The organism is Acidobacteriota bacterium, assembly GCA_016713675.1.
Classification (GTDB): domain Bacteria; phylum Acidobacteriota; class Blastocatellia; order Pyrinomonadales; family Pyrinomonadaceae; genus OLB17.
Genome location: JADJOS010000004.1, coordinates 444,747 through 470,874, shown reverse-complemented (window position 1 = coordinate 470,874; position 26,128 = coordinate 444,747). Strand labels below are relative to the sequence as shown.

The following is a 26,128-nucleotide window of genomic DNA, read 5'->3' as shown; positions in this document are numbered from 1 at the left end:
AGTCTATTTCAACACGGCGCGAGCGAGAGTCAACACATTGACCTCGAGTGCGCCGTGTTTCTTTAGCACCTTGGCACACGCCGACGCTGTCGCTCCAGATGTAAATATATCATCGACAAGTAAAACTTTTTGTCCGGCGATCAATTTCGGGCGAGGCACTTCAAACGCATTTACAACCGTTAATTCGCGAGCTTTTTTGTCCATCGCAACGCGGTGCATTGGCGTGTGCCTCACGCGGGCTAGACTGGCTACATCGAGTTTGATCGAAGTGTGTTTGGATATTATGGAAGCAAGAACTTCAGCTTGATTGAATCCACGCTCACTCTGTCGCTTTCGCGAAAGCGGTACCGGAATGATCAGGGTGGTCGACGAAAATTGACTTCGATCAAACGCGGCGAGCAGAGCCTTTTTCAAATACACCGGAACAAACGGCTGACTTTTGAGATGAACTGCAGAAACGGCAAGTGCCTTTTCGTATATGCCTGCGGCCCGAGCGGTATCGAAAAAATGATCTTCGCACTGGTGGCAATAAAGCTCGGTCGTGACGCCTGACTCATTGAAGAACGCTCCACATTTCCTACATAGCATTTCGCTGCCGCTGAAAAGGAGGGTCCCTGTCCAGCAAGCGGAACAGGCAACGCCGTTATCTATACTTTCGACACAGGAGTCGCAAACATGGCAGTACTGCGGATAGATGAGAGAAATCAGTGAGTTTTGTAGAGCGTTCAGCATAGTACAACGGCTCTATGCAAACTATTCGTCGTCCAGCAGGCCCTTTTCCAAAAGCTCTTGGCAATCGAGGCAATAACGCCCCCACGGAATAGCTGCGAGCCGCTTTGGATTGATCTCTTTTTCGCAATTTTGACAAGTGCCGTATTCGTCGTCTTCGATCCGGACCAAAGCCTCGTCAATAAGGGCTAGCTGCTTGCTCTCGTTTTCGGAGACGGCAAGCATAACGTTCTTCGAGTAGTTACGAACAGCCAGATCGACCGGATCAGGCGTCTCTGAATCATCTACAGAAAGGTCGTTGCCTTTTAGTTTTGCGATCAATAATTCGCGTTCGATCAACAGCTTTTCTTTGATTTCTTTTAAGTTCAATTTACTCATTTTTGGTACGGAAAACCCTTAATTATTGTGTAGGCTCGGTATAGTTGTTCCAACATTACAACACGTGCCATTTCGTGAGTAAAAGTCAGAAACGATAAGGATAACCTAAGATCGGCACATGCCGCAACTTCAGCCGAAGCCCCTTCCGCTCCGCCTATTACGAATGCAATTTCCCTGAAGCCGCGATTCTGCCATTTATCGACCTCGTCAGCAAGTTGGTGTGACGAGAAACTATGGCCTTCGACATCTAGCAAACAGACGAATGAACTCTGATTCAATTTCTGCAGAATGCGTTGTCCTTCTTCAGCCTTGCCGCCGCCGTCCTTGACCTCAACTACCTCGCAATTAACAAAATGTGAAAGACGCCGCAGATATTCATCTTGCAGTGCCTTGTAATTCTTGTCACGTGTTTTACCTACCCAGATAACGCGAAATTTCATTGCGGCTACCTTGAAAACTGATAACGATATGATACCCGAAGACTTCGACCCGGGCCGTCGATGCCCCATCCGGGGAGCCGATTTCTCCGGTCAGAGATATTTTCAAGATCGACAGAGATCCGATGACGTTCGTTGATACGATATCCGCCGCGGAGATTGAACAATGTATATTGAGGAATCGACGTAAAAAGCGGAACGGATGTGCTGTCGTCCACTATCAGTACTCCGTTTACCACAGAACCGATCGGCAGTAGGCGGTCTTGAACTTGAGCAAGGGTTTCGCCTGATGCGATCAATGTTCCGCCGGCCGACCCGCATTGGCCGTTCGAACCCGGAGTCGTTAAACCTCGGACGCACGCGCCGCGACGAAAGAAATTTTGGACCTGGGCCCGCGAACGAGCCCCGCCGGTTCGCCGGTCGGCTAGATCCAGCGAGGAGAGACGATCCTGCTTTCCGGCGAAATTGGTCGAAGCCTCGATCCAAAACGGCTTACTAACGGGATCATAACGAACGTGAAAAAATCCCATCGCAGGAGGCATTCCGCCACCGCCAAGATTTGGCGGAAGCTTTGTCGCCCTGTCTTCGGCATAAAGATATGAGAAATTGCCGCCAACTTTCCATTCGGATGTGATCTTAAACTCAGCCGTGATCTCAGCACCATAAAGACGCGAACTATTAAGATTGCTTTGTACCAAGACTGGCGACGTGGACAACGGGACAAATACAGCGCCATTTGCATTCTGACTCGTGATCGTCTGACTACCGAGTTGAGTGCCGACTGCCCCTGGAGGCAAGATCAACGCCTGTCGAACGATCATGTCTTCGTAATTGGTCAGGAAACCGGTGATGCTTGATTCAAAACGCATGTTCCGAAAACGCAGGCTGCCTTCGTAATTGCTGCTGATCTCAGACCGCAACGGTGAAACTGCTATACCGGTCGAAATGGCCGTGGCATCAGCGGTGGTGCCGATCGTTGCACCTAAATGTGCGATCGATGAGGCTGAAACCTGAAAACCGACGCCGACAAGCCCCAGTGACCCAAGACTGGTTGTGTTTGGAGCACGAAATCCGCGTGAATAATTAAAAGTGGCATTGAGTCCCTTGACGAAAGTAATAACCGCGCCGATGCGGCCGGAAAAGTCGGCGAATCGTCCCGAATCGTCAGGGAACAGCGGTTGACCGTTGACTGTGGGAGCTTCTCCGGCGCGCGATCGGTAAACTCCGACGTTGTACCGCAAAGCCCCGCTGACCCGCAAACGATTTGGAATTGCCTCAAACGCATGCTGTACGAACAGTCCGAAAAGGTCATATTTTGCACCGTTCGGGACCCGCGGTCGAGTGATGGTCACTTGGCCATACAAAGATGGCTCGGTTGTAAACGAAGAGGCACTGACAATGTCGCGGTAAATATCTCCGCCGAAAAGAAAATTGTTCCGAGCAAACTGCTTATCCAGGAAAAAGCTGCCACCCCAAGTCGTTGTGCGTTCCTTGTCATTTGTAATTGCCGCCAATGGATTGCCTTGGCCGCCTTGGTTAATTCGTTCTTCGCGTTGGCTATTAAAGGAAAATGTTCCAGAGAAATTGTCAAAGAAGCCTAGCTGTTGCTTGTAATAACGCAGGTACCCGAAATCAAGCATTAGGTTTCGCAAGTCAGCGATCAAATTTCCATCGCCGCCAAGAAGCTGATCGTAACGTTTGCCGCCGTCCTGCTGTGAACGCTGATATCGGGCACTAAAATGTTGATCGTCGGACGGCGAAAAGCTTAGTTGGAGAGTGCCTCCATACTGTGTAAATGAAGTGTCGGGCAGGCGTGTGCTGCCTATCGTGTCAGAGGGTAGCCCCAGAAATCGAGTGACGGCAGAATGTCCATCGATCCCCTCTCCTGGCCGCAAATCGTTAATGCGTCTGGCGACAATGTTGCCCAAAATCCCAAATCGCTTCAAGCCATAGCTTGCAAGGAGGTTTCCGCCAAACGATCGGTCGGAAGTGTTGAACGAGCTGTTATATTCGCCGTTCCAGGCGGGTTTTCCCATTCCAAAGACGGGCTGTCGCGAAATCAACTGAACGTTGCCGCCGAGACCGTCGGAGCCGAACTGTGCGGTATTCGGACTTCGTTGAATTTCTACAGAACGGATCGCTGTGGGCTCATTTAAATTAAAAAAAGTGTTTATGCCGCCACGCTGTGTAGAGTTTGTATAACGTACGCCGTCCACATAAACACCAACCTCCGTCAGTCCGCGTACCAATACGGATCCGATCGTCGGGCTTGTCCGTTGGAGCGAGACCCCTTGCTCTTCATTTGCAACCTGAGCGAGAACAGCCGTAGTTCGCTTCGATATCGTATCTTCGTTGATTATATTTATCTCGGCCGGTATGTTGATCCTGTCCTCAGCCGTATTTGCTTCCGCAGTGACGGTAACATTCGCTGTCGGAGAACTTATCTCCAAGATCAGATCAATATTTGTCGATAGTGAATCAATCTTGACTGATTTGGTTTGTGTGCTGAAGCCGGATCTGTCAGCTCGGATGACGTAGGTGCCGGGAGGAATATTTTCGTAACTAAATCTTCCGTCAGCATCAGTAACTGCGACTTGCAGTACTACTTGCTGAGCATTTAAAAGGGAAACGGCAACGCCGCTGATCGCCGCATCGGCCGGGTCTTTGACAAGTCCTGATAGGCTCCGGGCCGACTGTGCGAAAACCCCAAACGAAAAAAGGGCAAGGGTCGATACGAGAAAAAGAGTCTTCCTGATATCCATCCATCCCTCAGATGTTAGCCGGTAACGAGACCCTCTTGGCGTCGTGCCATAGACGGGTCAGATCGTAGAATTCCCGGGCGTCTTTGTCAAAAATATGAACGACAAAATCACCGTAATCGAGTAAGACCCATTCGGCGGAACTATATCCTTCGATCCGGACGGCATTCGAATTCAACTGCTTCTTAAGCTGTTCATTGATCTCATCTGCGATCGCCTGGACCTGACGCTGATTTGCACCACTGGCGATTATGAAAAACTCCGTGAAACTGGCGATGTCACGAAGATCGAGAGCGACCAAGTCGAACGCCTTTTTTTCACTGGCACATTGGATGGCGAGTCTAACTTCGGGGTCGAGGTCAACGAACGGAGTCGGCGGAACGGCGATTTCTATTTTGACGGCTTCACGCTGAAGCGATTTTTCTTGAATTTCTTCCATTAGTTATAAATCTGATATTTTTCGATATAATTTGCAACTTCGACAGGCACATCGCTCCGCCATGAACCGTCCAGATCGCGGATCTTCTGTCGTATCTCTGTGGCTGAAATGTCGAGGTTGACCGAGTCGGTAAGGTAGATCGTTCGATGTTGGTTGTTCGTCGTTCGTTGTTCAATGTGCGAAAACACACTCCTCAACGGTAGCCCTTCTGATCTTAGGTCGACAATTCGTGAGCGGATCTCGTCGGTAACGTGGTCGGTTGAAATAGGATGACCCGGTCGCGTGACCACGATCTGATTCGTCAGACTTAAAACCGTTTCCCATTCTCGCCACGAAGTGATGTCCATCCATGAGTCTGCACCCATGACGAAAAAGATCTCGTCACTTGGATAGAGCGAATTGAGCCGGGGCAATGTTTCGACCGAGTAAGGCCGTTCAGGCAATTCGATCTCTATCTTTGAAACCGAAATATTTGGATCGTTTACCGTTACAATACACAACATCGCGTAGCGGTCGTACGAGCTTGTAGGTTTTTTTCGCTTTTTGTGCGGGGCATGAAATGCCGGGATAAAAACGAATTCGTCAAGATTGAATTGAGTGATCAGAGCGTGAGCGATCGCAACGTGCCCATTATGCACGGGATCAAAGCTTCCGCCGTAAAATGCTACGCGGCGATCTTCGATCTCTAATGTGGGTGCGTTCTCGTTGACCATTCCTGTTAGACGACAACATTGGTCGCTATTTCACCGAGCCGTTCCTTCTCAGCTTTCGCCTTTGCCTCAGCTTCGTCACGATTAAATTCGTCGAGTGATACTGAAACGGCATTCACAAGTGCTTTGACGCCGACGTTCGTTACCGAAGAGATCTCGAAAAACGCCTTGCCATCCTTTTTAGCACGCTTCTTGAGCTTCTCGAGGCGCTTTGGGTCGTCAAGGGCGTCGATCTTTGTAGCGACAACGATCTGCGGCCGAGCGCCAAGTTCTGCGTCGTAATTTGTCAACTCGCGATTGATGATCTCGTAGTCCTTAACGGGATCGCGACCCGAAAGTGAGGAAACGTCAACGAGGTGCAGAATCAACTTGGTTCGTTCGACATGCCGCAAAAAACGGTCGCCGAGGCCAGCACCGTCCGATGCTCCCTCGATCAAGCCGGGAATATCGGCAACGACAAAAGTGCGAAAATCACCCATGTCGACCACTCCAAGATTTGGCTCAAGTGTCGTGAAAGGATAATCCGCGATCTTTGGTTTTGCCGCCGAAATGACGGAGATCAATGTCGATTTACCAACGTTCGGAAAACCGACGAGGCCAACATCTGCGATCAGCTTTAATTCGAGCTGAAGTTCGCGTTCTTTTCCAGGGCGGCCCATGTAATGGAATTTTGGTGCTCTGCGCGTCGGTGTCGCAAAATGAGAGTTGCCCCAGCCGCCTTTGCCGCCTTTCGCCGCGAGATAGCGTTGTCCGGCCTCGGTAAAATCAAAGAGCAACTCGTTGGTCTCGGCATCGAAAACCTGCGTACCGACCGGTACTCGCACGACATGGTCTGCTCCGTCCTTGCCATACCGGTTCGAGCCTTCGCCGTGGTGGCCGCGTTCCGCCTTGTGTTCGGGGTTGTAACGCAAATGGAGAAGAGTGTTCAATCCTTCAGTCGCTTCCATCCAAACGCTGCCGCCCACTCCGCCGTCACCGCCCGATGGCCCGCCTCGAGGAATGAACTTTTCGCGCCGAAACGCAGTCACACCATTGCCGCCGTCGCCGGCCTTGATCCTTATTTTTACGCGGTCTAGAAACATAAGTAACCCTTAATTGTAGGTTGGCGGGGTGAATGAAGCAAACCGGCTTTTGATCGTAGACGCGGCCGCGAACGAGATCGAATAATAATTGTGCAAAAGTAGCGGCTAGCACCGTCCTCTATTCGCACAGGCTTTTCGAAGCAATCGGGCCTGATAGATAAATAAATATACAGGAGATAGAGCAATGTTAAATAAATATTTCATGGCAATCGCAATCATAGTTTTTGGCGTCGTTTTTTCTCAGGATGCATATGGGCAGAAAGAGATCGTTGTGTGGAAGGGTTCGCCGTCGATCAAATCGCCGCGTGATGTCGCGACAGGGCAGATGTCAAATCGCGGTCAACGATCGTCGAGCGGGTCAGGCGAAAGATCGTTTACGGGCAGTGATGAGGAGCTTGGAGCTCTGATCGCATGGGTCCAGGCACCGCGTGCAACGTCCTCATTGATCGATACCAGCACCGGCGAGGTCGTCTGGGCTGATGAGGTTCGTTCTACCCGCAAACCGTCTACGGCAGGTCGTTCGAGCAACTTGATCGACACGAGCACCGGTGAGATCGTTTGGGCTGTACCGGGCACATCGACACCGCGAAATACGCGCGGAAACGGGCGAACCCGTAATCTGATCGACACGAGCACGGGTGAGATCGTTTGGTAAACAGCTGAATTGAGCTCAAATAAAAACAAAGGCGTCGTGATGATTGCTCATCGCGACGCCCTTATTTTTTATGCCCTTTCGGTCCGCCGAAGCTTGCCGTAAGGGTGGCAGTTCTCGCATGTACACGTTCGAACCGCCGATTTTGTATCCCGAATCCGCTCTGCGGAGAGCCGGTTCCGGTCAGCACCCGATCCGCTTTCGCTTTTCGTGGCTTCTTTCGAAGCCGTGATGCCGTTAGGTCTTTGTTGAGGTGGCTTTTCCTCCACCGCCGGTTACGTTCCCGGCAACGAGGCCCGCGTCTTTCAACGTGAGCGACTGGGCACCTTTCGGGATGATCATTTCCCTCGGGCGTCGTCCGTTTTTATCCGGACAACTTGGTCGGCCTTTCGTTCGACCTCAGCCAAGCCTTTCGGCTTCGGCTCCGGGCGTCATGGACAGCGGCTTTCCGCTCCTTCTGTCCTCGAACGGTGTGTCACCACCTCCGTTCCACCTCCCGGTGCCGGTCAAGTTACCCGTAAGCAATCTCGACTGTGAAACCAGTTTACACCCGTTCTTTTTGATGTCAAGTAGAAAATACTTTAACTATTGCCCTTTGTTTACGGGCATTCTGTGGAAAATCTGTGGATATTTTTTAAGCGGGATTGTGGAAAAAATTGTGGAAAATGTGGCAAGTATTTTGTGGTCAATAGTTATGAAAATGGAGGATTTCCACAGCTTGCTCTGGGCCCGCCGATTTTTTTGGAAAAAGAAAGATGAAAAAAAATTATTTTCGAAATAAAATGTTAAATACCGCCGCATCCACTCGGTCTTTTGGCAAAATAACGTATATTTTCCGTCTAATTTCCGTGTACGATCGTCAAAAGGCGAACGGACGAAGCGGTAAGATAGATAAGGAGATTTGTATGAAGGGAAGAATTTTGGTTTTCACATTTATGATCGCCGCGATCCTTGTGACTGAATATGCGTTGGGTACGGACCAAATGAGTGCGGCCACGCTGATCTCGCCATCGGCTACGCCCAGGAAAGGTGCTAAGCCGAGGCCTACAACACCGCTAACACCGAAGAAAGTGAAGACCTTTATCGGCGGAACAGATGAAGGTTCGAGCATTCGTCCGGCGAGTGCCGGCTCAAGCACAGCGGCGACGCAAAGCACTCCGGCCAGCGTAAATCGAAGGCCACGGAACCAAGACATCGAGGTTGAGAATGATGAGACCCACTGGGTGGGCCACGACAGAACCAGACGAGTACGTACGATCAACAACTCAACAGCCAATCGTTCGACGCCGAAGAAGACCAGAACCGAAACGGTAGATCACAACGAGAGTAGAACCAATATCTCCGGAACCACTGGCTCGGTTAACTCGACCCGAAAACGGAGCGGCCAACGTCTATCCGGCAACAGTACGCCTAAACAAAAAAAGACAAATCGTCCCAGCGTCGTTCCGAAGCCGAAATAGACAGAGATCTTTCGTCGTCAGTTCGCGAATTCGACGCCCCCTTGCTAATAGCTGATTTCGCAACGAAAAAGCACACGCCTGATGACGTGTGCTTTCTAAGTTAATAGTTAAAGTTTATTACGCAGCTGCGTCAGCGGCGACCTTTGGAGCGAGCTCGGCTGCTCCGGCAGCGTAGACGCTAATGAATTTGCCTTTGCGGCCTTTGTCTTCGAACTTGATAAAGCCCTCGATCAGCGAGAACAGCGTGTCGTCCTTACCGCGGCCGACGTTGTTGCCGGGCTTCCATTTGGTGCCGCGTTGACGTGCAATGATGTTGCCGCCGAGAACGTGCTCGCCGCCAAATTTCTTGAGACCAAGCCGCTGTGCATTTGAGTCGCGGCCGTTTCTGGATGAACCTACACCTTTCTTATGTGCCATTTTGTTTGAGTGGCGAGTGACAAGAGATAAGGGCCTAGGCTAAACATAGCCCTTGTCCCTTTTCCCTTAACCCTCGGCTAATCTATTGTAATTTCTGTAAAACCTTGTCTGTGGCCCTGTTTGCGTTTGTACTGCTTACGGCGCTTCTTTTTGAACACGATGATCTTGTCGCCTTTGCCGTGCTTTACGACCGTAGCCTTGATCGTTCCGGCCCCAACCGCACCTGCAGCAAGAAGAGTGTCGATCTCGACCTTCTTTCCCGCATCAGCGCTGATGGTCGGCACGCGAAGTGTCATACCGCTCTCAACCGCAAACTGCTTCCCGCCTGTTTTGATAATTGCGTAACTCATTATTGTGTTAGCTCCCGTTTGACCGTGCAATTATTTGCACAAGTCGAAAAACTCAAATTATACGGAAAAGTTAGTTGAAGGTCAATGGGAGAAGAAGTGTTTCGAGTTTCGAAGTTCAGGACTAAGGTTGTGGGAGGGCCATAAGTGCTAAAGTCCTGCGAATTGGAAGTCGACCCATAGAATTATTTAGGCTGCGGACGGATCCTTTACCACCGCAATGAATGGCAAATTTCGATAACGGCCCGCGGCGTCGAGGCCGTAGCCAACGACAAATTTATTTGGGATCACGAATCCGGTGAAATCGACTACCAACTCTTTTTTAATACGCGGTTCCGGTTTGTCAAGGAATGTGGCGATCTTGATCGACGCTGATCCCCGTGAGCCAAGAATTTCGACGAGTCTAGTCAGAGTTAATCCAGTATCGACAATATCCTCGACTATCAGGACGTGCTTATCACGGATAGAGTTGCTTAGATCTTTTAATATCTCGACGTCGCCCGAAGATTGAGTTCCGTCCTTGTAGCTCGAAACCGACATAAAATCGATCGTCAAACTAAGGTCTATGGCACGCATCAGGTCGGCGAGAAAAACGCACGATCCCTTGAGAACACCCACAAGAACCAAGTCTTTACCTGCATATTCGGAGGTAATCGCAGCACCTAATTCGGATATTCTAGTGCTTATCGCATCTTGCGAATAGAGAACTTCGAGGTTTGGATTGGTAAATTCGGTAGCTGCCATTTGGGTTGATTCTGCGGCCATGTTTTTCTCGTAAGTTGATTGAATTTGTATTTAGAAATACTATCAAACGTAGTTAGATTTTCAAGGTGAGGGTGTTGAATTCCCTCCGAATGAGTATAAAGCCCATTTTACGTCCGGGCTTCCGCGATATGGCCGATTCCAACACAGAAAAGCGCGACCGAATTCGGGCATTGGTGGAGCAGGTGCTTGCTACTGTCCCCACCGAGCCTCAATCCGAGCAGACGGTCGTACCCTCAGGCAATATCGAGCACGTGGTCGTTAATTCACTTCAGAACAAGGTTGGCAAGGCATTTGACCGGGACGAGTCTTCAAAGACGTTGATCACTGAGGACGACCTTCGCGGCCTTGAATCCGGCTCGCGGCTCCGAGTTTCTGAGAACGCACGATTTACCTCACTTGCTGAAGATCTCGTCAAAGAGAGGAATATCGAACTCATTCGCAAGACCTCGCGTCTTAATACGTCCAAGGTCAGATCCGCAGCGATCGGCGGCGATCATGGCGGATTTAGAATGAAGGAACAGCTCAAAGGATATCTTACTGAACTCGGGATCAATGTCCGTGATTTTGGAACGGATAACGAAGACGCGGTCGATTATCCAGATTTCGCTCATGCCGTCGCACGTTCGGTTAGTGGTAAACAGGTCGATATCGGCATCATTATCGACGGAGCAGGGATCGGCAGCGCGATGACTGCGAACAAGGTCCCGAACGTTCGAGCGGCCGCATGCTATTCGATCGCACTCGCCAAGAATTCGCGCGAACACAACGGGGCAAATGTTCTGACCCTTGGTTCCGGACAGAATACTTTTGACGAGATCAAGCAGATCGTCGATGCATTTGTTTCCACAGAGATATCAGAAGAAAGGCACAAGAAACGGGTTGGGAAGATCGATAATATCGAAAAGCAATATCGAAGGTGAACTAAATGCAGCAGAACGGTAATTATCAACAGTTGATCGATCAGATCACGGATCTGGTGCTGGCAAAACTAGGCACTGACGACGATTGTGCGACATTTTGTCATGCGGATGTTCAACGGATCGTTGACGCAGGTGCCGAAAGGATCGGCATTGTGCTCGGTGAGACCGCGACGGCCCACGATTGGGCGAGTCTGATCGACCATACGCTGCTTAAGCCGGAGGCGTCAGAAGCGGATATAAAGAAGCTATGCGCCGAAGCCATCGAATTCGGATTCGCGTCAGTGTGTGTAAATCCAAGCTGGGTCAAGAAAGCCGCGGGATTCCTCAAAGGAAGCGGAGTGCCGGTTTGCACGGTGATCGGATTTCCGCTTGGTGCGACGCTGCCGGATGTGAAAGCATATGAAGCTCGACGCTCCATCTTCAACGGTGCACGCGAGGTTGACATGGTTATAAATATCGGGGCTCTCAAATCGGGTGACGATTGCCTTGTCGAAGATGACATTCGAGCGGTGGTCGAGTCGGCTCACGAGAATGCAATTCTCTGTAAGGTGATCATCGAAACCGCATTGCTTACCGACGAAGAAAAGGTCCGTGCTTGTTTGGCCGCGAAGAATGCCGGAGCTGACTTCGTCAAGACCTCGACCGGTTTTGCAAAAGGCGGTGCGACTGCCAATGACGTTTCGCTGATGCGCCACACGGTCGGTTCGGCTCTTGGCGTAAAGGCATCCGGCGGCGTCAAAGGAATCGAAGACGCACGAGCAATGTTCGAGGCCGGTGCGACTCGCATCGGTGCGTCGGTCGGTGTCAAGATCGCTCAGGAAGCCAGCGGCATAAAGACTGAGGCTAGTGCGAGTTCCTACTAAAATCTCCCAACCTACTTAGCGATAAAATTGTAAGTGATCGATCCCTCGGCCTTGACCGGCCTGCCTTCGACCAAAATCGGATTGAATCTCGATCGTTTGACAGCATCCTCGGCCAGGCCGCGAAGATTCTTCGGCCCGGTCTTGGCTTCGGCCGAGATCACCTTTCCGGTCTCATCGAGCAATATTTGAACGGTCACTTTCCCTTGAAAACCAAGCCGGCGGTCAGACTCTGAATACACCGGAGTTGCAAGACGAGAAGCAAATACATTCAATGCTCCGATCTGGACCGGGCCGGTATCCTGTTGTGTGACGGGCGTTGTCTTTTCGGGTTCGACGGAAGGTTTCACCAACGCCTTTTCCTTTTCCGCAACGAGCCGGCTGAACGACGACTTCGCTGCTTCGTTTTGGGGATCGAGTTCTGCCGCGTTTTGATAATCAGCGATCGCGGCATCTACCCGACCGAGCTTTTCATTTGCCATGGCACGTCCAAGGTATGCCGGGGCATTCGGTTCGATCTTTATCGAACTATCAAGATCTATTATTGCAGCTTCGTATTTCTCTTGTTTGAGAAGGGCATTGCCGCGGGCTAGCCTGGATGGTGCATCGCCCGGCCGAAGCTCGATCGCCCGATGTAGATCAGGTAACGCTGCGTCAATGTCACCCATTTTGATCGCCGAACTTGCACGCCCCCAATAAAAGTCAAAATTCGGTGGAGCCGGTGATGGTTTGGGCATGACGGCGGCGACCTGTTCGGCATCCGGCTTTTTCTCGACCGGTTCCTTGATCACGGGAGCCTTTTCCCTGATAGCGGAAAGCAGTTCGGGGTATGCACCGGTGCCGCTCAGTTCTTTCTCGATCTCGGGCGTGAGGGAGAAAGTGATTCCGCGAGCCTTGACCGCCTCCGAAAGTATCTTGTTCTTTTCCGGGGCCTCAGCTTTTTTTGATCGAAGGGCAATTATGATGTCAGCGAGGCTGAGTTGCTTCGACTGTCCGACGGTTTCGAACAACGAACCGGACGAAAGGATCGTAAGGATGAAGAAAGTCAACGTAATCAGCGTAAGTCGACTGCGGCGGTGAGTGAAGATCAGGGACATTTGAATACTCCTAAACATTGTGTCCGATATTAGTTATCGTTAATGAGGTCATCGACCGTCAGGCTCTTTTTCGGTTTTGCGGTCGGTTTTTGCGGAGCCGCGGGGTCCGAGAGTTTCGGCCGCTTGTTTTCGGCGACAACGGGCCTGGCCTTTCCATTCATCCTGGAATTCGGGCCGATATCGGGTTCATTTGCCGGTACGTCCGGTGTGAATGCCATTTTCTGGAGTTCAACGGTTGGAACGTCCGTCGGTTCCACGGACGGTGCCGGGGCTACGGGCTCAGCGCTTACAGTTGCGGGTGAAGTATCTATCTCAGCCTCGGCCGCCTTGCTTTCATTTGGGCCGAATGTGAATACGCCCCACGCGATCCCTGCCACGAGAGCGATCCCGGCAACGGCAAATGACACGTTTCGAAACAGATTCGAGCTTCCAATTGACGGTGCGGCTGTTTCAGAAAATAGCGTCGAAGCCAGCTGGTGATACTTCGTGATCCGTTCCGGAATGATGATCTCTGCCGGTTCACTGATCAGAAAGTCCTCATCCCTCGATGTATCGGCGATCGACGTGAAAACCTCATCGCTGACCGAAGTTTTGAACTTCGTGTCGACGACTGTTGAGGGAACTTCGAGGAGGTCGAGTTCACCAGGTTGAGACTTCAGCGGGGAATCGAACGTTTTTGGCGCGGTCTTTGGGATCACCACCAAGGCGATTCGAGCTTCGGCGATGGTTTGAAATCGATCCTCACGCTTTAATTGAAGACAGGTGATCAAGAAGTCCGACAGTTCCTTTGGGATCGACGGATCGGCCTGTGCCGGGGCGACGATCGGGTCCTGTTTTCCATCAATAATCTCGATCGATCGCTCCAATGCGTCCACCGGTACCGATCGGGTCAGGATGTAGTAGATCGAAGCTCCGAGGCCGTAGATCGACGATCGAATGTCCGGAGCCGACCCGAGCGTTTCAAGCGACAAGTCGTCGTATCCCTTTGAGATCACATTTTGCGAAGCGTGATCAAGCCCGCTCCAGAACGATTCGAGAGGTTTGTACGGCAGGTCTTCGCGATCGCCGGTACTTCGGGATCGTCTTTGGTCCGCGGGACCAAAATACAACAGCCGATTATTGCCGTCGGATGTCCGTCTGATATGTAAAGGTGTGAGGTCGGTCAACCGGCGGCCGCTGCACAATGTGTTCGTGTGTTCCAGTGCCAGAAGGAGCCGAGAGATCGTCTCAACCGGCTGATCGAGGAATTCTTGCCGCGATGGACGGGCCTCGACCGGCTCGGTAACAAGGTATTGCCGGTCGATCTCAGCAAAACCGTCGCGAACGCGGACAATTCCATCGTGGCGGATATCCTTTAGATTCTGGATGCGGGTTGCGAACGCGGCGTTCCCGGCATTTCTCTCCGCCGACGTGACGACCTTGCCGTGAGCGATCAGAGTTTCATGGATGACGACCTTGTTGCCAAGCAGATTGTCATAGGCATCATATAGATTGAATGGAGCGTTCGAGGCGAACCGGTCGATGATGCGGTAACGGCCCTGACGGAGAATGGTGTTGGTAGAAAGCATAGCATTGTCAATTGCGACCAGCGAAACGTTAAAACAAGTATAACAAACACTCTCGTTGACAAACAATAGTTTTTCACAACGGCTGCTGGCATTTTGGGCCTCCTATCAGAACACGGTTGGACCCAGCCTTCAAAAAACAGCCGGGACAGAGCAACCGCTCTCAATTCGGTAAATCATTGCTATACAGATAGTTACTGCATTTGGTCGAAAGAACGTGTCCCTTGCTGTCCCGCTCTTGTCCCGCTGCCTGGCGGGACAGATAATTCGTGTATTTTCAATATTTACAGTATTTGCCGTGGTTATTTTCGCCGGTTTTCAAAAAAATGTACGAAATTGTCTTACAGCGAACGTTGCATCCATGAAATAGTGTATCATAAACTATTTGCTCAAGGAAGCCTTTTTGCGCGTTCGATCGGGCTCGGGTGTCGAGCGTCGGCACGCAGGACTGGTGAGATAGGTCCGCTGAGAAATGAGCGGCGTTAACGGTTTGCGGCGGCCGTGCGGTTGAAAGTGCGGCGGAAATCATCGCCTTTGATGACGACCGTCTGGCACATTTCATAAAGGCGTGAGCGTGTGCGGATGCCGATCCTGTCTTCGAGCGTTTCGTCGCGGTCGTTTGGACGTTCGTCGAGGTAATTGGTAGTGAAGATAGTGAATTTGTTGTTGTTATAACGGGAATTTATGATGTGTCCGAGCGTGTCGCGAACCCAATCGGTCGGCTTTGATGCACCGAGTTCGTCTAGAACGAGCAGGTCGACGTTCATTATCGGCGACAAGATCTCCATCTCGGAAGCCTGCGTAGCGGGATTGTAGGAACCTTGAATTTCCTTCAATAGAGCATTGAACTCGTAAAACAAACAACGGCAGTTCTTGGTCTCAATCAACTCTTTGAGGATCGAGATCGCAAGATGGGTCTTGCCAACGCCGACCGGACCCATTAGGAGCAATCCCTGCGTGACTTTTGGGTATTGTTTTGTAAAATCAAAAGCCTTTTTTAGTGCCCGTTCCTTGTGTGGGTCGAGAAGAAGAAAACTCTCGAAACTTGCGTTTTGATACTTGGCGGGAATACGCGAAGCCTTTAGCGGGTCCGTGCCGTTAACCGTATTTCGGCATTCGCATTTGCGTGCGCCTTTCCCGGGGATCACTTCCATTCCGGTACCGCCGCAGATCCGGCAAACATTGCTGTCCAAGGCAAGATCACTGACATCGGGCGTAACAGCGAGGCGGGACGGCCTTTAGATTGTGATCTTTTGCTTTTTGCTGAGGCATTTTGGTTTGCTGACCAAACTGGTCAGATGGATTATAACATTCGCAAAATCGAATTCAAGTTGCGTCCGGAGTCGCTCTTATGCGTATTATATATTGTAGGATTAATACAAGAATATGGGCCTCTTACGAAGTATTTTGATCAGACTTGGCATTGCAGATCTGAGTGCCGAAAGGGCACCGATCAGCGTAATGCTGCTTGATGATGATCACCGCCGACACAGATGGTTTACAAAGCGTTTCAACGGGGATGATCTCGCGATAGCGGAAACGGTCGAGGAAGCAAAGGAATTACTCAAGGGCGACAGTTATGATGCGATCTTTCTTGATCACGACCTGTTGCCGCATCATTACGAATCGAACGATCACGATGATTTTCACCAAACGGGTTATGCGGTCGCGCTATGGCTGCATGAGAATCCGGAAATGCAGCGTGCCGCGACGATAATTGTCCACACAAGAAATGCCGACGCTGCAATTAAGATGGTCGAGAAGCTCCGTGAGACCGGCCGAAATGTGGAATACTGCGCATTCCCGATGTTGGACCTAAAGATCAAAAATTATTGGAAACGATAACGACCGGGATTGCTGCTTGTACTTATACAGACGCGATGTTTCTAAGCAGAAACAGCGCCAAAATAAATACGGCAATGATCCGTGCTATCCATACGATAGTTTTCATATAAATGATCTCCTACTAAACACGTCTCTGAACGGCCTAACGCACCCGCAAGCCATCGATCAAAAGGTTCGCGAGCTTATTCGCACGCTCGACGACCTCCTCGCGAGCTCCAAGTTCGATGGCGCTCAGGCTGTAGGGCAATAGCGAGTTTGAACCTGTGATCAACGTATGCGAAAGGTCAAATGAATCGCCGGCGATAAACATTCCCGCGTTCTGGCCCTCGATAACAACGGCATCGATTATGCGGGCCTCTTCGTTAAAGTAACGTTTTCGGCGTTCGAGCAGCTGAGCCCTGAGAGAGCCAAGTATTTCGTTGAGGCTCTTAGTATAGTGCTGCACGCTGTCAAACCTGATCATTACCCGCAGGATCAGCATCTCGCGAAGCCGCTTGTCCGGTGCTCCGCCGCCCTCGGCGACGAAGTGCAAACGCTCTTTGATATGTTCGACCATGCGGTCAATATGGGCGAGTGCGATCTCGTCTTTGCTTTTGAAATGCAGATAAATACTGCCTTTGCCGATGCCGACCTCGCGGGCGAGTTCGTCTATCGTCATTTTCTTGTATCCGTTCCGAGCCAATAGGCGGTCGGTGGCATCGAGGATGGCTTCGCGAGTTGTTTTTGCGGGAAATGTGTCTCTCATAGATCGAACACTGACCGGAATCGTATTTCGGTCAGTATAATATTGCTTTGATGCGAATGTAAAGAACTATTTTAGATCAATGCCGATCAGTCAAAGTACTTTCGTCCGCGAAGCTTGTCCGGCATCAGGTCGTCCTCGGGATCGTTGCCTTCGTCCTTACCGTAGCCCAGATCTTTCATGAGCTTGGTCGGGGCGTTTCGGATCTTCATCGGCACGGGCAGATTACCGAGTTTTTTGGCGTCTTCAATAGCCGCACCGATGGCGTTCGTGGCACTGCGGTCTTTGGCGGCGTTTGCGAGATAAGCGACGCCGTGGGCGAGATTCAGAGCACATTCGGGCATACCGATCGTTGTTACTGCTTGAAATACGGCATTTGCGACGACGAGTGCGGTGGGCTGTGCGATGCCGATGTCCTCAGACGCGAAGATGACCATGCGGCGAGCGATGAACTTGGGGTCCTCGCCCGATTCGATCATGCGTGCGAGGTAGTACATCGCGGCGTCCGCCCGGCTCGCCCGCATCGATTTGATGAATGCCGAGATGACGTTGTAATGTTCCTCGCCCTTTTTGTCATAACGGAGAAACTTGCTCTGCAGCGTTTCTTTGAGGGTTTCGAGCGTGATCGTGTCGTACAGCCGCGAAGTGTTCTCGATCATCGTTATCGCCTGGCGGGCGTCGCCGTTAGCCATTTCGATGAGCCACTGTTTGGCAGTGTCGTCGAGTTCGAAACCGGTGCGGGCGATGATCGCGGCCATGTCGGCGTCGGAGAACTCCTCAAGCACAAAAACACGCAGCCGCGACAGCAACGCCGGTATCACCTCAAAGCTCGGATTCTCGGTCGTCGCACCGATCAATACGAGCCGCCCGCTCTCGACAAAAGGCAGCAAAAAATCCTGCTGAGCCTTATTAAACCGATGGATCTCGTCTAAAAAGAGTACCTTCGGTCTTTGATCTTCAGCTCCCCTCCTTACCAAGGAGGGGCGGCCGCCGCTTTGGGCGGACGGGGTGGTTCTCTCGTCGTCGCCGTCAAACAGCTCCCCAACTCCCTTTCGCCCTTTCTCCCCCACTTCGGCGGCGACGATCTTCCGTATATCATCTTTGCCGGCCGACACAGCCGAGAGTTCGTGAAACTCAGCGTTTATCGCGTTGGCATAAATGCGAGCGAGCGTCGTCTTGCCCGTCCCCGGCGTGCCCCACAGCACGAACGAGAACACATGCCCTTGCTCGATCGCCAGCCGCAGCGGCTTGCCCGCCCCGACAAGGTGCTGCTGCCCGACATATTCGTCCAAGCTCACCGGCCTGATCTGATTAGCGAGAGGTTCCATCGTATTGCATTGATTATAGACCAGCGCTAAGAGTTACGCCTTTGGGCGTGATTCTTCCAAAACATCACTCCTAAAGGCGTAACTCTGAACGCAGACTACTTCACGCTAAATGCATATCCGAATGAGATCACGAGGTTTCCGGTGCGGCTTTTGCCGTCGTTGATGGTGTCTTTTTGTAATGTCGTCAAACCATATGCGACGCGGCCGTCGACGAAGAAGTAATTCTTTTTCTGTTTGAACGTGATGCCGCCGCCGCCCGTGACGCCGAAGTTGAATCTGTTCAAACTATCGGTCACATCGGTCTCAGCATTGAAAGGTATCGACGGAAACGGTGTGTTCGGGCCGATCAGGACGGGGACCGTGCCGCGATTGTCGAGAAACAACGAGCTCGTCCCGCTCGTCACCTGCGTCGCCTTCATCAGATATCCAAAATACGGCCCGCCGTTCAAGTAAAAACCGACTTTCTTCTGCTTTGCGACACGGTATTTCAGCAAAACAGGGAACTCAATGTAGTCGAGCTTCGCAGTATTGTTGAAATTTGCGAAGTAATAATTGCCCGCCGGCAGAACCGGAAGTCCCGGGATCGGCTGCGTCACGGGCTGGATGCCGTTACGCTTGCCGCCCTGCGGTGCATAATCGATCTCAAACTGCAGCGATGTGTTCTTGTGCAGCTGCACATCGACAAAACCGCCGAAATTTGCGGCAAACCGCGATTTGTAATCGCGAGTGATCTCCTGATCGCTGCCGCCGACCAGATTTGGCAGCGAAAAACCGGCCTTCAGACCAACAAATATCTCGCGTTCACCGTTCTGTGCGAACAAGACCGCCGAATTCAGCAAAATTATTGTGAGTACAAGTATAAGTTGACGTGATTTTGACATCGTATCTCCTGTTAGTTGGCCAAACAGTTGTTATTACCGAAATATCGCGCGATTCTACCTCTTTGGCAAGCCCGCGAGCGACATCAACACAATAAAAAAGCCGCGTCGGCGGACGCAGCCTTCTTAGAAATATTGGTGGCCAGAGACGGGGTCGAACCGCCGACACGCGGATTTTCAGTCTTCAAATTCAGATTCCCTGAATTTGGATTAGGTCATAAAACCATTTATACGTAACGGTTTAAGATCATTTCTCATTGGATGGTTAAGCCCCTCTCATTGTTGTTTGGAGGGTTTGTTGCACTTTCATGGTTGGAGAAGTCGTTGGGCGAGAATTGCATCCGAATTTGACCATTTTGGCGGCGATTCCAATTCGTTGAGGTCGAATGTCGGTAAGAAACGGACATTCTTTCGGGTTCTGGCCATTATACCTTCAATGTAATCGGATTCTTAGAGCAGATCCGTTCGGAAGCAAGTTGTGTCAGTGTTTCGATCTCCGTGGCCATTCGTAACCAGCAAATTTGTTTTCAATCGTCCTGAATATCATGCAAATTGGCCCGTCTGAATCGGAATCGTTACTTTCAAACCAGCTACGAAATGAATCAAAAGATGTCCGCGGTGTAAGTGGCTGGCTGTCGAGTAACAAACTCAGAACTTCGTTCGATATTGTAGCTGTATCGTATGGTACCGATTGCCGGCAAATATCGCTTGGATATATGAGTCGATCTATTGCGAATTGACGAAACCACTATTTGAATGCCGATTTGCTGATAACAATTTGATCAACATTTGTATATGATGGAAATCAAGCACATCTATGACCTCACAGCTTCGATTTCTTGTCTTTCTGTCAGCATTAATTCTGGTGGCGACTCAGGATGTGTGGGCGGCGAGCAAATTTATCGGGGCGAAAACGAATGATCTGTTGATCAAGAAGTGGACAACTGAAGACGGATTGCCGCAAAACACGGTCACCTCGATACTTCAAACAAGTGACGGGTATATATGGCTTGGTACGTTCGGTGGATTGGCAAGATTCGATGGCATTAAGTTCACTATTTTCGATTCAACCAATTCACCAGGTCTCGCCAGCAGTCGTGTATTATCGCTTTACGAAGACCGGAGGAAGAACCTCTGGATCGGAACTGAATCGGGCCAGGTATATACGCTTGTTGACGGAAAATTCAGTGAATTTATATCGGCTCCTGATTTCAGACGAGTAACAGTCTGGCAGTTCGTGGAGGACGACGAAGGCAGGCTTTATATTGCATCCGATTCGGGCATCGAGCGGTTCGCCTTTAACGAGGATGGCTCAGTGATAGCTGACTCTGTAAAAATAATATCCAGAGAGCGAGCATTTGGGTTGGCGAAAGGCCCTGGTAACAATGTTTGGACCTCGAACGGAAGGGCTTTCCTTATTCAAGGTGATCATGTGGTTAGGGCAGACTCGTTGGGTCTGCCCCTTCCCATTAACATCCTCAATATCGAATTTGCTGACGATGGCAGGATGATCGTTGAGACGATCTCGTCGCTTGGCTGGTTCGAAGATGGAAAGTACTCCCCGATCCTGCCAAAGAATAGCGATGTCACTCTTGGGGGGTGTACTCCGGCCTTCGAATCCAACGATCTATGGTGTCAGGGAGGGAATCTCTTACACGAGTTTAGCGACGGCGAAATGGTCACCCATGATATTAGGGACTATGTGACCGGAGGTTCACGTGCATTATTTTTCGATAAGGAGGACAACATCTGGCTCGCTACAGAATCCGACGGACTGGTCCGGTTAACCCGAAGGAAGATCGCCATGGTCGGAGACTTTACTGACATGGATGTGTGGGCTCGGTATTCAGTTTCTGAGGACTCGGAGGGCACGGTATGGTTAGCCGGGCATGATTTATTAAAAGTAAAAGGCCGCAAGGTCGAAAAGATAGATATTTCGAGCCCCTCCGGCGGTCCCGAGCTGCTCTCGGCCTTAGCTTTTGACCGCAACAATGTGCTTTGGGTCGGGGGGCGTTCGGGATTATACACCGTAAATAACGGAAGGATCTCGATCCCGCCACAGGTAAGGCTCGGGCAGATCAATTCGTTATATTTCGATCGGAATTCAGGGTTGTGGATCGGAACCCCAAATGGACTTTGGAAATTCGCGGATAATGAGTATACCCATTTCACGACCCATGAAGGACTGGTCGGCAATAGTGTGCACTTCATTACTCAAACAAGAGACAATACTATATGGATCGGTGCAATTGGCGGCGTCAGCAAATTCAAAGACGGCAAATTTGAAAATATCACTCCTGAAAATGGACTATCGGGGAATTAGGTTGGCGAGGTGGTGGAGGACGACGACGGGACAATGTGGCTAGGAACCTATGGCGGCGGGATAAATCGGCTCCGTGAAGGTAAGTTGGAGGCGATTACGACCGCTCAGGGCCTCCATGACAATTTTGTTTCCAGAATCCTCGTAGACGATGCGGGCAGATTTTGGGTTTTGGGAAATCTCGGAATATTTTCGGTTGGCCGCGACGAGTTGAATTCTGTTGCTGATCACGATAAGAGCTCGATCATCGGCTCGGTTTATGGAGTTGCCGATGGCATGAAAAGCAGCGAAGCAAGTGGTGGACATCAATATGCCGGAATCAAAACACGTGACGGTCGACTCTGGTTTCCGACGATCAAAGACGTTGTTATCATCGATCCGACTTTGACCATCCGAACGGCACCCAAGGTTATCATCGAGGGGGCGTCTACCAGGCCCGACGACGGCCGATCACAATCCGCCCCGGTAGAGATCAGCAAAACAAATTCCATGTCGATCCCGATAGGGCAACGAGATTTGGAAATCCGATTTACCGGCCTGAGCTTTTCTAAGCCTGAGAGTATCCGCTTTTTTTACAAGCTGGATGGACTTGACGGTGACTGGACCGATGCGGGTACCCGACGGACAGCGTTCTATCCATATCTGCCCGGAGGCGACTACACATTTCAGGTTCGAGCCGTGAACGCTAACGGGGTTATGAGCGAGAATACGGCGGTCCTTTCGATCGTTGTGGACAAGTATTTTTGGCAGACTTCATGGTTTGCTCTTTTCGGACTATTCGCTCTGTCGATTGTCGCGATCGTGGGTTATAGGATACGAATGGGTCAGCTTGAATCTCGCCGTCTGAAGCAAGTCGAGTTTTCAAAGCAGTTGCTGAATGCACAAGAGAGTGAACGCGGACGCATTGCAACCGAACTTCACGACGGACTTGGCCAAAATCTGCTAATCATCAGGAATTGGGCTCATCTTGGACTTGACGCCTCCGAAGATCCGGCTGAAGTGCAAGAACGATTGCAGCAGATCTCGGAAACGGCGGCTCAAGCTCTCCACGAAACCAGAGCGATCGTTAGAAATCTATCGCCTCAGAATCTTAGACGATTTGGATTGACCGACGCGATCAGAAACATCACCGAGCAGATCGAAAGTGCCACCGGCGTAATTTTTGAACTAAAACTCGATAATATTGACGGTCTTTTCCCGGAGGAGGCCGAGCTGAGCATATATCGGGTCGTCCAAGAATGTCTAAACAATATTATTAAGCATTCCGAAAGTCCGAGGGGCAGAGTATCGATCCTTCGAATGGGCGATACCGTTTCTATTTTGATCGCCGACTATGGCAAGGGTTTTGCGACAAACCAATATTTTGAGTCAAACGGCTCGACCCGAGGGTTCGGCGTGCAGAGCGTTTTGCAGCGGGTAAAGTTGCTGGGCGGCGAGATAAATATCGAATCGCGAGACTCTGATGGAACGCGTATACACATTAGGCTTAAGAAGTAATATGTCGAAGTCAATAAACGTAGTGATCGTCGACGACCACCCGATATTTCGGCAAGGCTTATCGGTTACCATCGAAAAAAATAAGAATCTCAAGGTAATTGGCGAAGCAGACAACGGCGAGACAGCGATCGAGCTTACCCGGGATCTTCGGCCGGACGTATTGATATTGGACGTCGATATGCCGGTAAAGGACGGCATCGAGACCGCCCGTGAGTTAAAAGCACTTGGACTCCCGGTCAAGATCGTCTTTCTGACGATGCACAAAGATAATTCTATTCTGCGTTCACTTAGATCGCTAGGTGTAATTGGTTACGTATTGAAAGATTCGGCCTTGAACGAGATCGGCAACTGCATCAAGCGTGTAGCGGAAGGAAACATCTATCTAAGCCCGGCATTGAACGATCTGATCCTCGAGAACGCCGAAACTCCAAAACGAACAGAAATAGCTCCATTTTTAAGTACCCTTTCACAAGCAGAACGCAATGTACTGAAACTTGTAACGGAATCTATGACGAGCCGAGAGATCGCCGAAGCTCTTTTCGTCACCGTCAGGACAGTAGAAACTCATCGATACAATATCTGCACCAAGCTTGGTCTGAATGGCCCGAACGCCCTCTTTAAGTTTGCTATCCATCATAAGCAAGAGATCAACCGCCTTGCCTGAAAATACGTAGAAACACGTAGGATTTTTCAGTAGTGATTCGTATTTCACTTCAATTTACGTTCGTCTAGACTATCTTTTTTAAGGAACTGTTCGGGCGAGTGTCGTGTCTATCCACCTCACTTAATTTTAGCGATGGAACGGGATCTTATCCTGACCTGGGCTCGATATTGAAACGGAAATTGAATGCAACCGCTCTCGGTCAGTTCGAGGCACCCCTCCAAAACGCATTCAATACTTCTATATCCTTGCAATCTTATTGGAAATTTCTTCGTACGAATCCAGATCGCGTTTGTACCCAAGAAGGTATTTTGCATTTTCTGTTTAGGAGAATCATGAAAGTCAAATATTTAGCAGTCCTGTTGATCCTTTTGTGGTCGATCAACACATATTCACAGGGACTATACATGCCGCGAAATGTGAAGGCTGCTTACAAGGCCGGTTTGCGTTCGATGGACGGCAAGCCAAGTCCGAAGTACTTCCAAAACAAATCAACTCACAACATCAAGATATCAGTTACCCCACCTAGCCGGAGAGTAAATGGCTCACAAGATATAGTTTTCACGAACAATAGCCCTCAGCCCCTTGGCCGACTCATTCTACGTCTCGAGATGAACGCTCACGCACCTGAAGCGGCTCGTGAAAAAAACGTCGATGCTCGGCAGTTGACCGCTGATGCAGTGATCGATGAATTTTCTGAGAATGGGAAGGCCCGACCCTGGAAGCCGCTTATCGACACAAAGGGGCTAACCTTGAACGCGGTCGATCTTGAGAAACCGATCCCGCCGGGTGGCTCAACTACCGTTAGTTTTAGGTGGCACTACGATCTGGCAGAAAAATCTGATCGCGACGGAGCGATCGACGAGACGACCTTTTACATTGCGTACTTCTATCCGCGTGTCGCGGTCCTGGACAACGTAAACGGGTGGGATACTGACCAGCATTTGCTCGGCGGCCACGAATTTTATGCGGAATTTAACGACTACAACGTTGAGGTGACGGTGCCAAAGAACTTCATCGTTTGGGGTACCGGGAATTTGACGAATATCGAGGAGGTCCTGCAACCAAAACACGCCGAACGCCTTAGACGATCACTCACGAGTGATGAGGTGATCAGGGTCGCGTCGGCTGCGGAGATCAAGGCCGGGACGGTCACCGCTCAAACGCCGACGGTCACATGGAAGTGGAGATCTGACTTCGTTCCCGACATAGTATACGGCCTCAGTGACCATTACAATTGGGACGCGAGCAGCCTAATTGTCGATAGAAAGACCGGCCGTCGAGTTGCGACTCAGGCGGCGTATGACGACCCGTCGAAGAATTTCGCCAACATGGTGACGTATATCAAGTCTGCGCTCGATTTTGCTTCAAATGACTGGCCGGGTATTCCCTATCCATATCCGAAGATGACCATTTTCAGAGGAAGTGCGGATATGGAAGCGCCGATGATGGCCAACGACAGCTCGCAAGAAGATCCGCAGATGCAGCATTTCATAGCTGCTCACGAGATATTGCACACATATTTTCCGTTTTACATGGGCATCAACGAGCGCCGCTATTCGTTTATGGAAGAGGGATGGACGACCGCGTTCGAACACATGTTCAATACCAAACGATTTGGCAAGGAGTTTACTGACCCATTGTTTGTTAAGTATCGCGTCAATGGATGGATCAACGGAACCGACTCCTCGACCGATCTGCCGATCATGACGCCGGAGCAGGCCGTTTCAGGACTCTTTCCAGTGTATGGCGATAACAAGTATGGTAAGGCGGCTTTGGGATATCTTGCACTCAAGGAACTCCTCGGCGATTCAGATTTCCGAAAGGGCCTGCACGGTTTCATGAACGACTGGAACGGAAAGCACCCGATCCCGTGGGATATGTTCTATTCGTTCAATACTCACACAGGCAAAGAACTCAATTGGTTCTGGAACGCATGGTTCTTTTCGAACGGCTACATAGACCACGCGATCACTGACGTTAAAACTGAGAGCGGCAGCACTCTTGTGACGATTCAAAACATCGGCGGCTATCCTGCCCCGGCAGATCTGGTCGTGACTTTCAACGATGGTTCGACAGAAACGATCCGCCAAGGGCCGGATGTCTGGAGATTGAACATGAAAGAGACCCTAGTCAGGCTAAGTCAACCAAAAGCCGTCAGGTCATTGGTACTAAACGGTGGAATCTTCATGGACGCGAACCCGGCCGACAATAAGTGGCCAAAGTGATCGCCTGCGATC

General features: G+C 50.6%; 26 protein-coding genes. 10 read left to right on the top strand and 16 right to left on the bottom strand.

The features are described from left to right. Nucleotides 1–3: 3 nt before the first annotated feature. The 7 genes from IPK01_15570 to obgE all read right to left on the bottom strand — a co-directional run bounded on the left by IPK01_15570 (nt 4) and on the right by obgE (nt 6,534). Entirely contained in the window at nt 4–588 is a 585-nt protein-coding gene (locus tag IPK01_15570) for a ComF family protein (protein MBK7934855.1), read from the bottom strand. Between the two features lie 165 nt (nt 589–753). Further along, nucleotides 754–1,098, bottom strand: coding sequence for a TraR/DksA family transcriptional regulator (locus IPK01_15565; protein MBK7934854.1), 345 nt, complete (start codon nt 1,096–1,098; stop codon nt 754–756). 5 nt (nt 1,099–1,103) lie between these two features. Next, nucleotides 1,104–1,547: a 23S rRNA (pseudouridine(1915)-N(3))-methyltransferase RlmH gene (locus IPK01_15560; protein MBK7934853.1), complete on the bottom strand. Its 444-nt coding sequence runs from the start codon at nt 1,545–1,547 to the stop codon at nt 1,104–1,106. Between the two features lie 5 nt (nt 1,548–1,552). After that, a complete protein-coding gene (locus IPK01_15555) occupies nt 1,553–4,306 on the bottom strand; it encodes a TonB-dependent receptor (protein ID MBK7934852.1) in 2,754 nt (917 codons plus the stop codon). Nucleotides 4,307–4,313: 7 nt separating this feature from the next. Further along, nucleotides 4,314–4,742, bottom strand: coding sequence for a ribosome silencing factor (gene rsfS / locus IPK01_15550; protein ID MBK7934851.1), 429 nt, complete (start codon nt 4,740–4,742; stop codon nt 4,314–4,316). After that, on the bottom strand, nt 4,742–5,455 hold the full coding sequence (nadD, locus tag IPK01_15545) for a nicotinate (nicotinamide) nucleotide adenylyltransferase (GenBank protein MBK7934850.1): 714 nt from the start codon (nt 5,453–5,455) through the stop codon (nt 4,742–4,744). The genes rsfS and nadD overlap by 1 nt, the downstream gene beginning before the upstream one ends. Nucleotides 5,456–5,460: 5 nt before the next feature. Beyond that, entirely contained in the window at nt 5,461–6,534 is a 1,074-nt protein-coding gene (gene obgE / locus IPK01_15540) for a GTPase ObgE (protein MBK7934849.1), read from the bottom strand. 184 nt (nt 6,535–6,718) lie between these two features. Between obgE and IPK01_15535 the strand changes: the two genes are divergently transcribed. From IPK01_15535 to IPK01_15525, 3 genes are all read left to right on the top strand, one after another. Continuing rightward, complete coding sequence (locus IPK01_15535; protein MBK7934848.1) at nt 6,719–7,189, top strand: hypothetical protein; 471 nt, start codon at nt 6,719–6,721, stop codon at nt 7,187–7,189. A gap of 307 nt (nt 7,190–7,496) precedes the next feature. Next, entirely contained in the window at nt 7,497–7,967 is a 471-nt protein-coding gene (locus IPK01_15530; protein ID MBK7934847.1) for a hypothetical protein, read from the top strand. A 124-nt stretch (nt 7,968–8,091) separates the two neighbouring features. Continuing rightward, nucleotides 8,092–8,646 carry a hypothetical protein gene (locus tag IPK01_15525; GenBank protein ID MBK7934846.1) on the top strand — a complete coding sequence of 185 codons (555 nt, stop codon included), beginning with the start codon at nt 8,092–8,094 and terminating at the stop codon, nt 8,644–8,646. A gap of 117 nt (nt 8,647–8,763) precedes the next feature. Here the strand turns inward: IPK01_15525 and rpmA are convergent, their stop codons facing one another. The 3 genes from rpmA to hpt form a co-directional block, all read right to left on the bottom strand. Next, entirely contained in the window at nt 8,764–9,063 is a 300-nt protein-coding gene (rpmA, locus tag IPK01_15520; GenBank protein MBK7934845.1) for a 50S ribosomal protein L27, read from the bottom strand. 77 nt (nt 9,064–9,140) lie between these two features. Beyond that, on the bottom strand, nt 9,141–9,413 hold the full coding sequence (gene rplU, locus IPK01_15515) for a 50S ribosomal protein L21 (GenBank protein MBK7934844.1): 273 nt from the start codon (nt 9,411–9,413) through the stop codon (nt 9,141–9,143). Nucleotides 9,414–9,599: 186 nt separating this feature from the next. Continuing rightward, nucleotides 9,600–10,154: a hypoxanthine phosphoribosyltransferase gene (gene hpt / locus IPK01_15510; GenBank protein ID MBK7934843.1), complete on the bottom strand. Its 555-nt coding sequence runs from the start codon at nt 10,152–10,154 to the stop codon at nt 9,600–9,602. A gap of 149 nt (nt 10,155–10,303) precedes the next feature. On the opposite strand from hpt, the gene IPK01_15505 reads away from it, so the two are divergent. Next, entirely contained in the window at nt 10,304–11,095 is a 792-nt protein-coding gene (locus IPK01_15505) for an RpiB/LacA/LacB family sugar-phosphate isomerase (GenBank protein MBK7934842.1), read from the top strand. Nucleotides 11,096–11,100: 5 nt separating this feature from the next. Beyond that, nucleotides 11,101–11,958: a deoxyribose-phosphate aldolase gene (gene deoC, locus IPK01_15500; protein ID MBK7934841.1), complete on the top strand. Its 858-nt coding sequence runs from the start codon at nt 11,101–11,103 to the stop codon at nt 11,956–11,958. A gap of 11 nt (nt 11,959–11,969) precedes the next feature. Here the strand turns inward: deoC and IPK01_15495 are convergent, their stop codons facing one another. The 3 genes from IPK01_15495 to IPK01_15485 form a co-directional block, all read right to left on the bottom strand. Beyond that, nucleotides 11,970–13,052 carry a tetratricopeptide repeat protein gene (locus IPK01_15495; GenBank protein MBK7934840.1) on the bottom strand — a complete coding sequence of 361 codons (1,083 nt, stop codon included), beginning with the start codon at nt 13,050–13,052 and terminating at the stop codon, nt 11,970–11,972. A gap of 29 nt (nt 13,053–13,081) precedes the next feature. After that, nucleotides 13,082–14,620, bottom strand: a complete 1,539-nt coding sequence (locus IPK01_15490) for a hypothetical protein (GenBank protein MBK7934839.1) — start codon at nt 14,618–14,620, stop codon at nt 13,082–13,084. 479 nt (nt 14,621–15,099) lie between these two features. After that, nucleotides 15,100–15,771, bottom strand: coding sequence for an ATP-binding protein (locus IPK01_15485; protein ID MBK7934838.1), 672 nt, complete (start codon nt 15,769–15,771; stop codon nt 15,100–15,102). 232 nt (nt 15,772–16,003) lie between these two features. On the opposite strand from IPK01_15485, the gene IPK01_15480 reads away from it, so the two are divergent. Next, nucleotides 16,004–16,462, top strand: a complete 459-nt coding sequence (locus IPK01_15480; protein ID MBK7934837.1) for a hypothetical protein — start codon at nt 16,004–16,006, stop codon at nt 16,460–16,462. Nucleotides 16,463–16,604: 142 nt separating this feature from the next. Here the strand turns inward: IPK01_15480 and IPK01_15475 are convergent, their stop codons facing one another. The 3 genes from IPK01_15475 to IPK01_15465 all read right to left on the bottom strand — a co-directional run bounded on the left by IPK01_15475 (nt 16,605) and on the right by IPK01_15465 (nt 19,413). Further along, complete coding sequence (locus IPK01_15475) at nt 16,605–17,207, bottom strand: TetR/AcrR family transcriptional regulator (protein MBK7934836.1); 603 nt, start codon at nt 17,205–17,207, stop codon at nt 16,605–16,607. Nucleotides 17,208–17,293: 86 nt separating this feature from the next. After that, complete coding sequence (locus IPK01_15470; GenBank protein MBK7934835.1) at nt 17,294–18,532, bottom strand: replication-associated recombination protein A; 1,239 nt, start codon at nt 18,530–18,532, stop codon at nt 17,294–17,296. 95 nt (nt 18,533–18,627) lie between these two features. After that, nucleotides 18,628–19,413, bottom strand: coding sequence for a PorT family protein (locus IPK01_15465; GenBank protein ID MBK7934834.1), 786 nt, complete (start codon nt 19,411–19,413; stop codon nt 18,628–18,630). A gap of 814 nt (nt 19,414–20,227) precedes the next feature. Between IPK01_15465 and IPK01_15460 the strand changes: the two genes are divergently transcribed. The 4 genes from IPK01_15460 (at nt 20,228) to IPK01_15445 (ending at nt 26,116) form a co-directional block, all read left to right on the top strand. Then, entirely contained in the window at nt 20,228–21,733 is a 1,506-nt protein-coding gene (locus IPK01_15460; protein ID MBK7934833.1) for a hypothetical protein, read from the top strand. Between the two features lie 33 nt (nt 21,734–21,766). Further along, complete coding sequence (locus IPK01_15455; GenBank protein ID MBK7934832.1) at nt 21,767–23,227, top strand: hypothetical protein; 1,461 nt, start codon at nt 21,767–21,769, stop codon at nt 23,225–23,227. 1 nt (nt 23,228) lies between these two features. Next, nucleotides 23,229–23,891 carry a response regulator transcription factor gene (locus IPK01_15450; GenBank protein MBK7934831.1) on the top strand — a complete coding sequence of 221 codons (663 nt, stop codon included), beginning with the start codon at nt 23,229–23,231 and terminating at the stop codon, nt 23,889–23,891. A 332-nt stretch (nt 23,892–24,223) separates the two neighbouring features. Then, nucleotides 24,224–26,116 carry a M1 family metallopeptidase gene (locus tag IPK01_15445; GenBank protein ID MBK7934830.1) on the top strand — a complete coding sequence of 631 codons (1,893 nt, stop codon included), beginning with the start codon at nt 24,224–24,226 and terminating at the stop codon, nt 26,114–26,116. Nucleotides 26,117–26,128 lie beyond the last annotated feature (12 nt).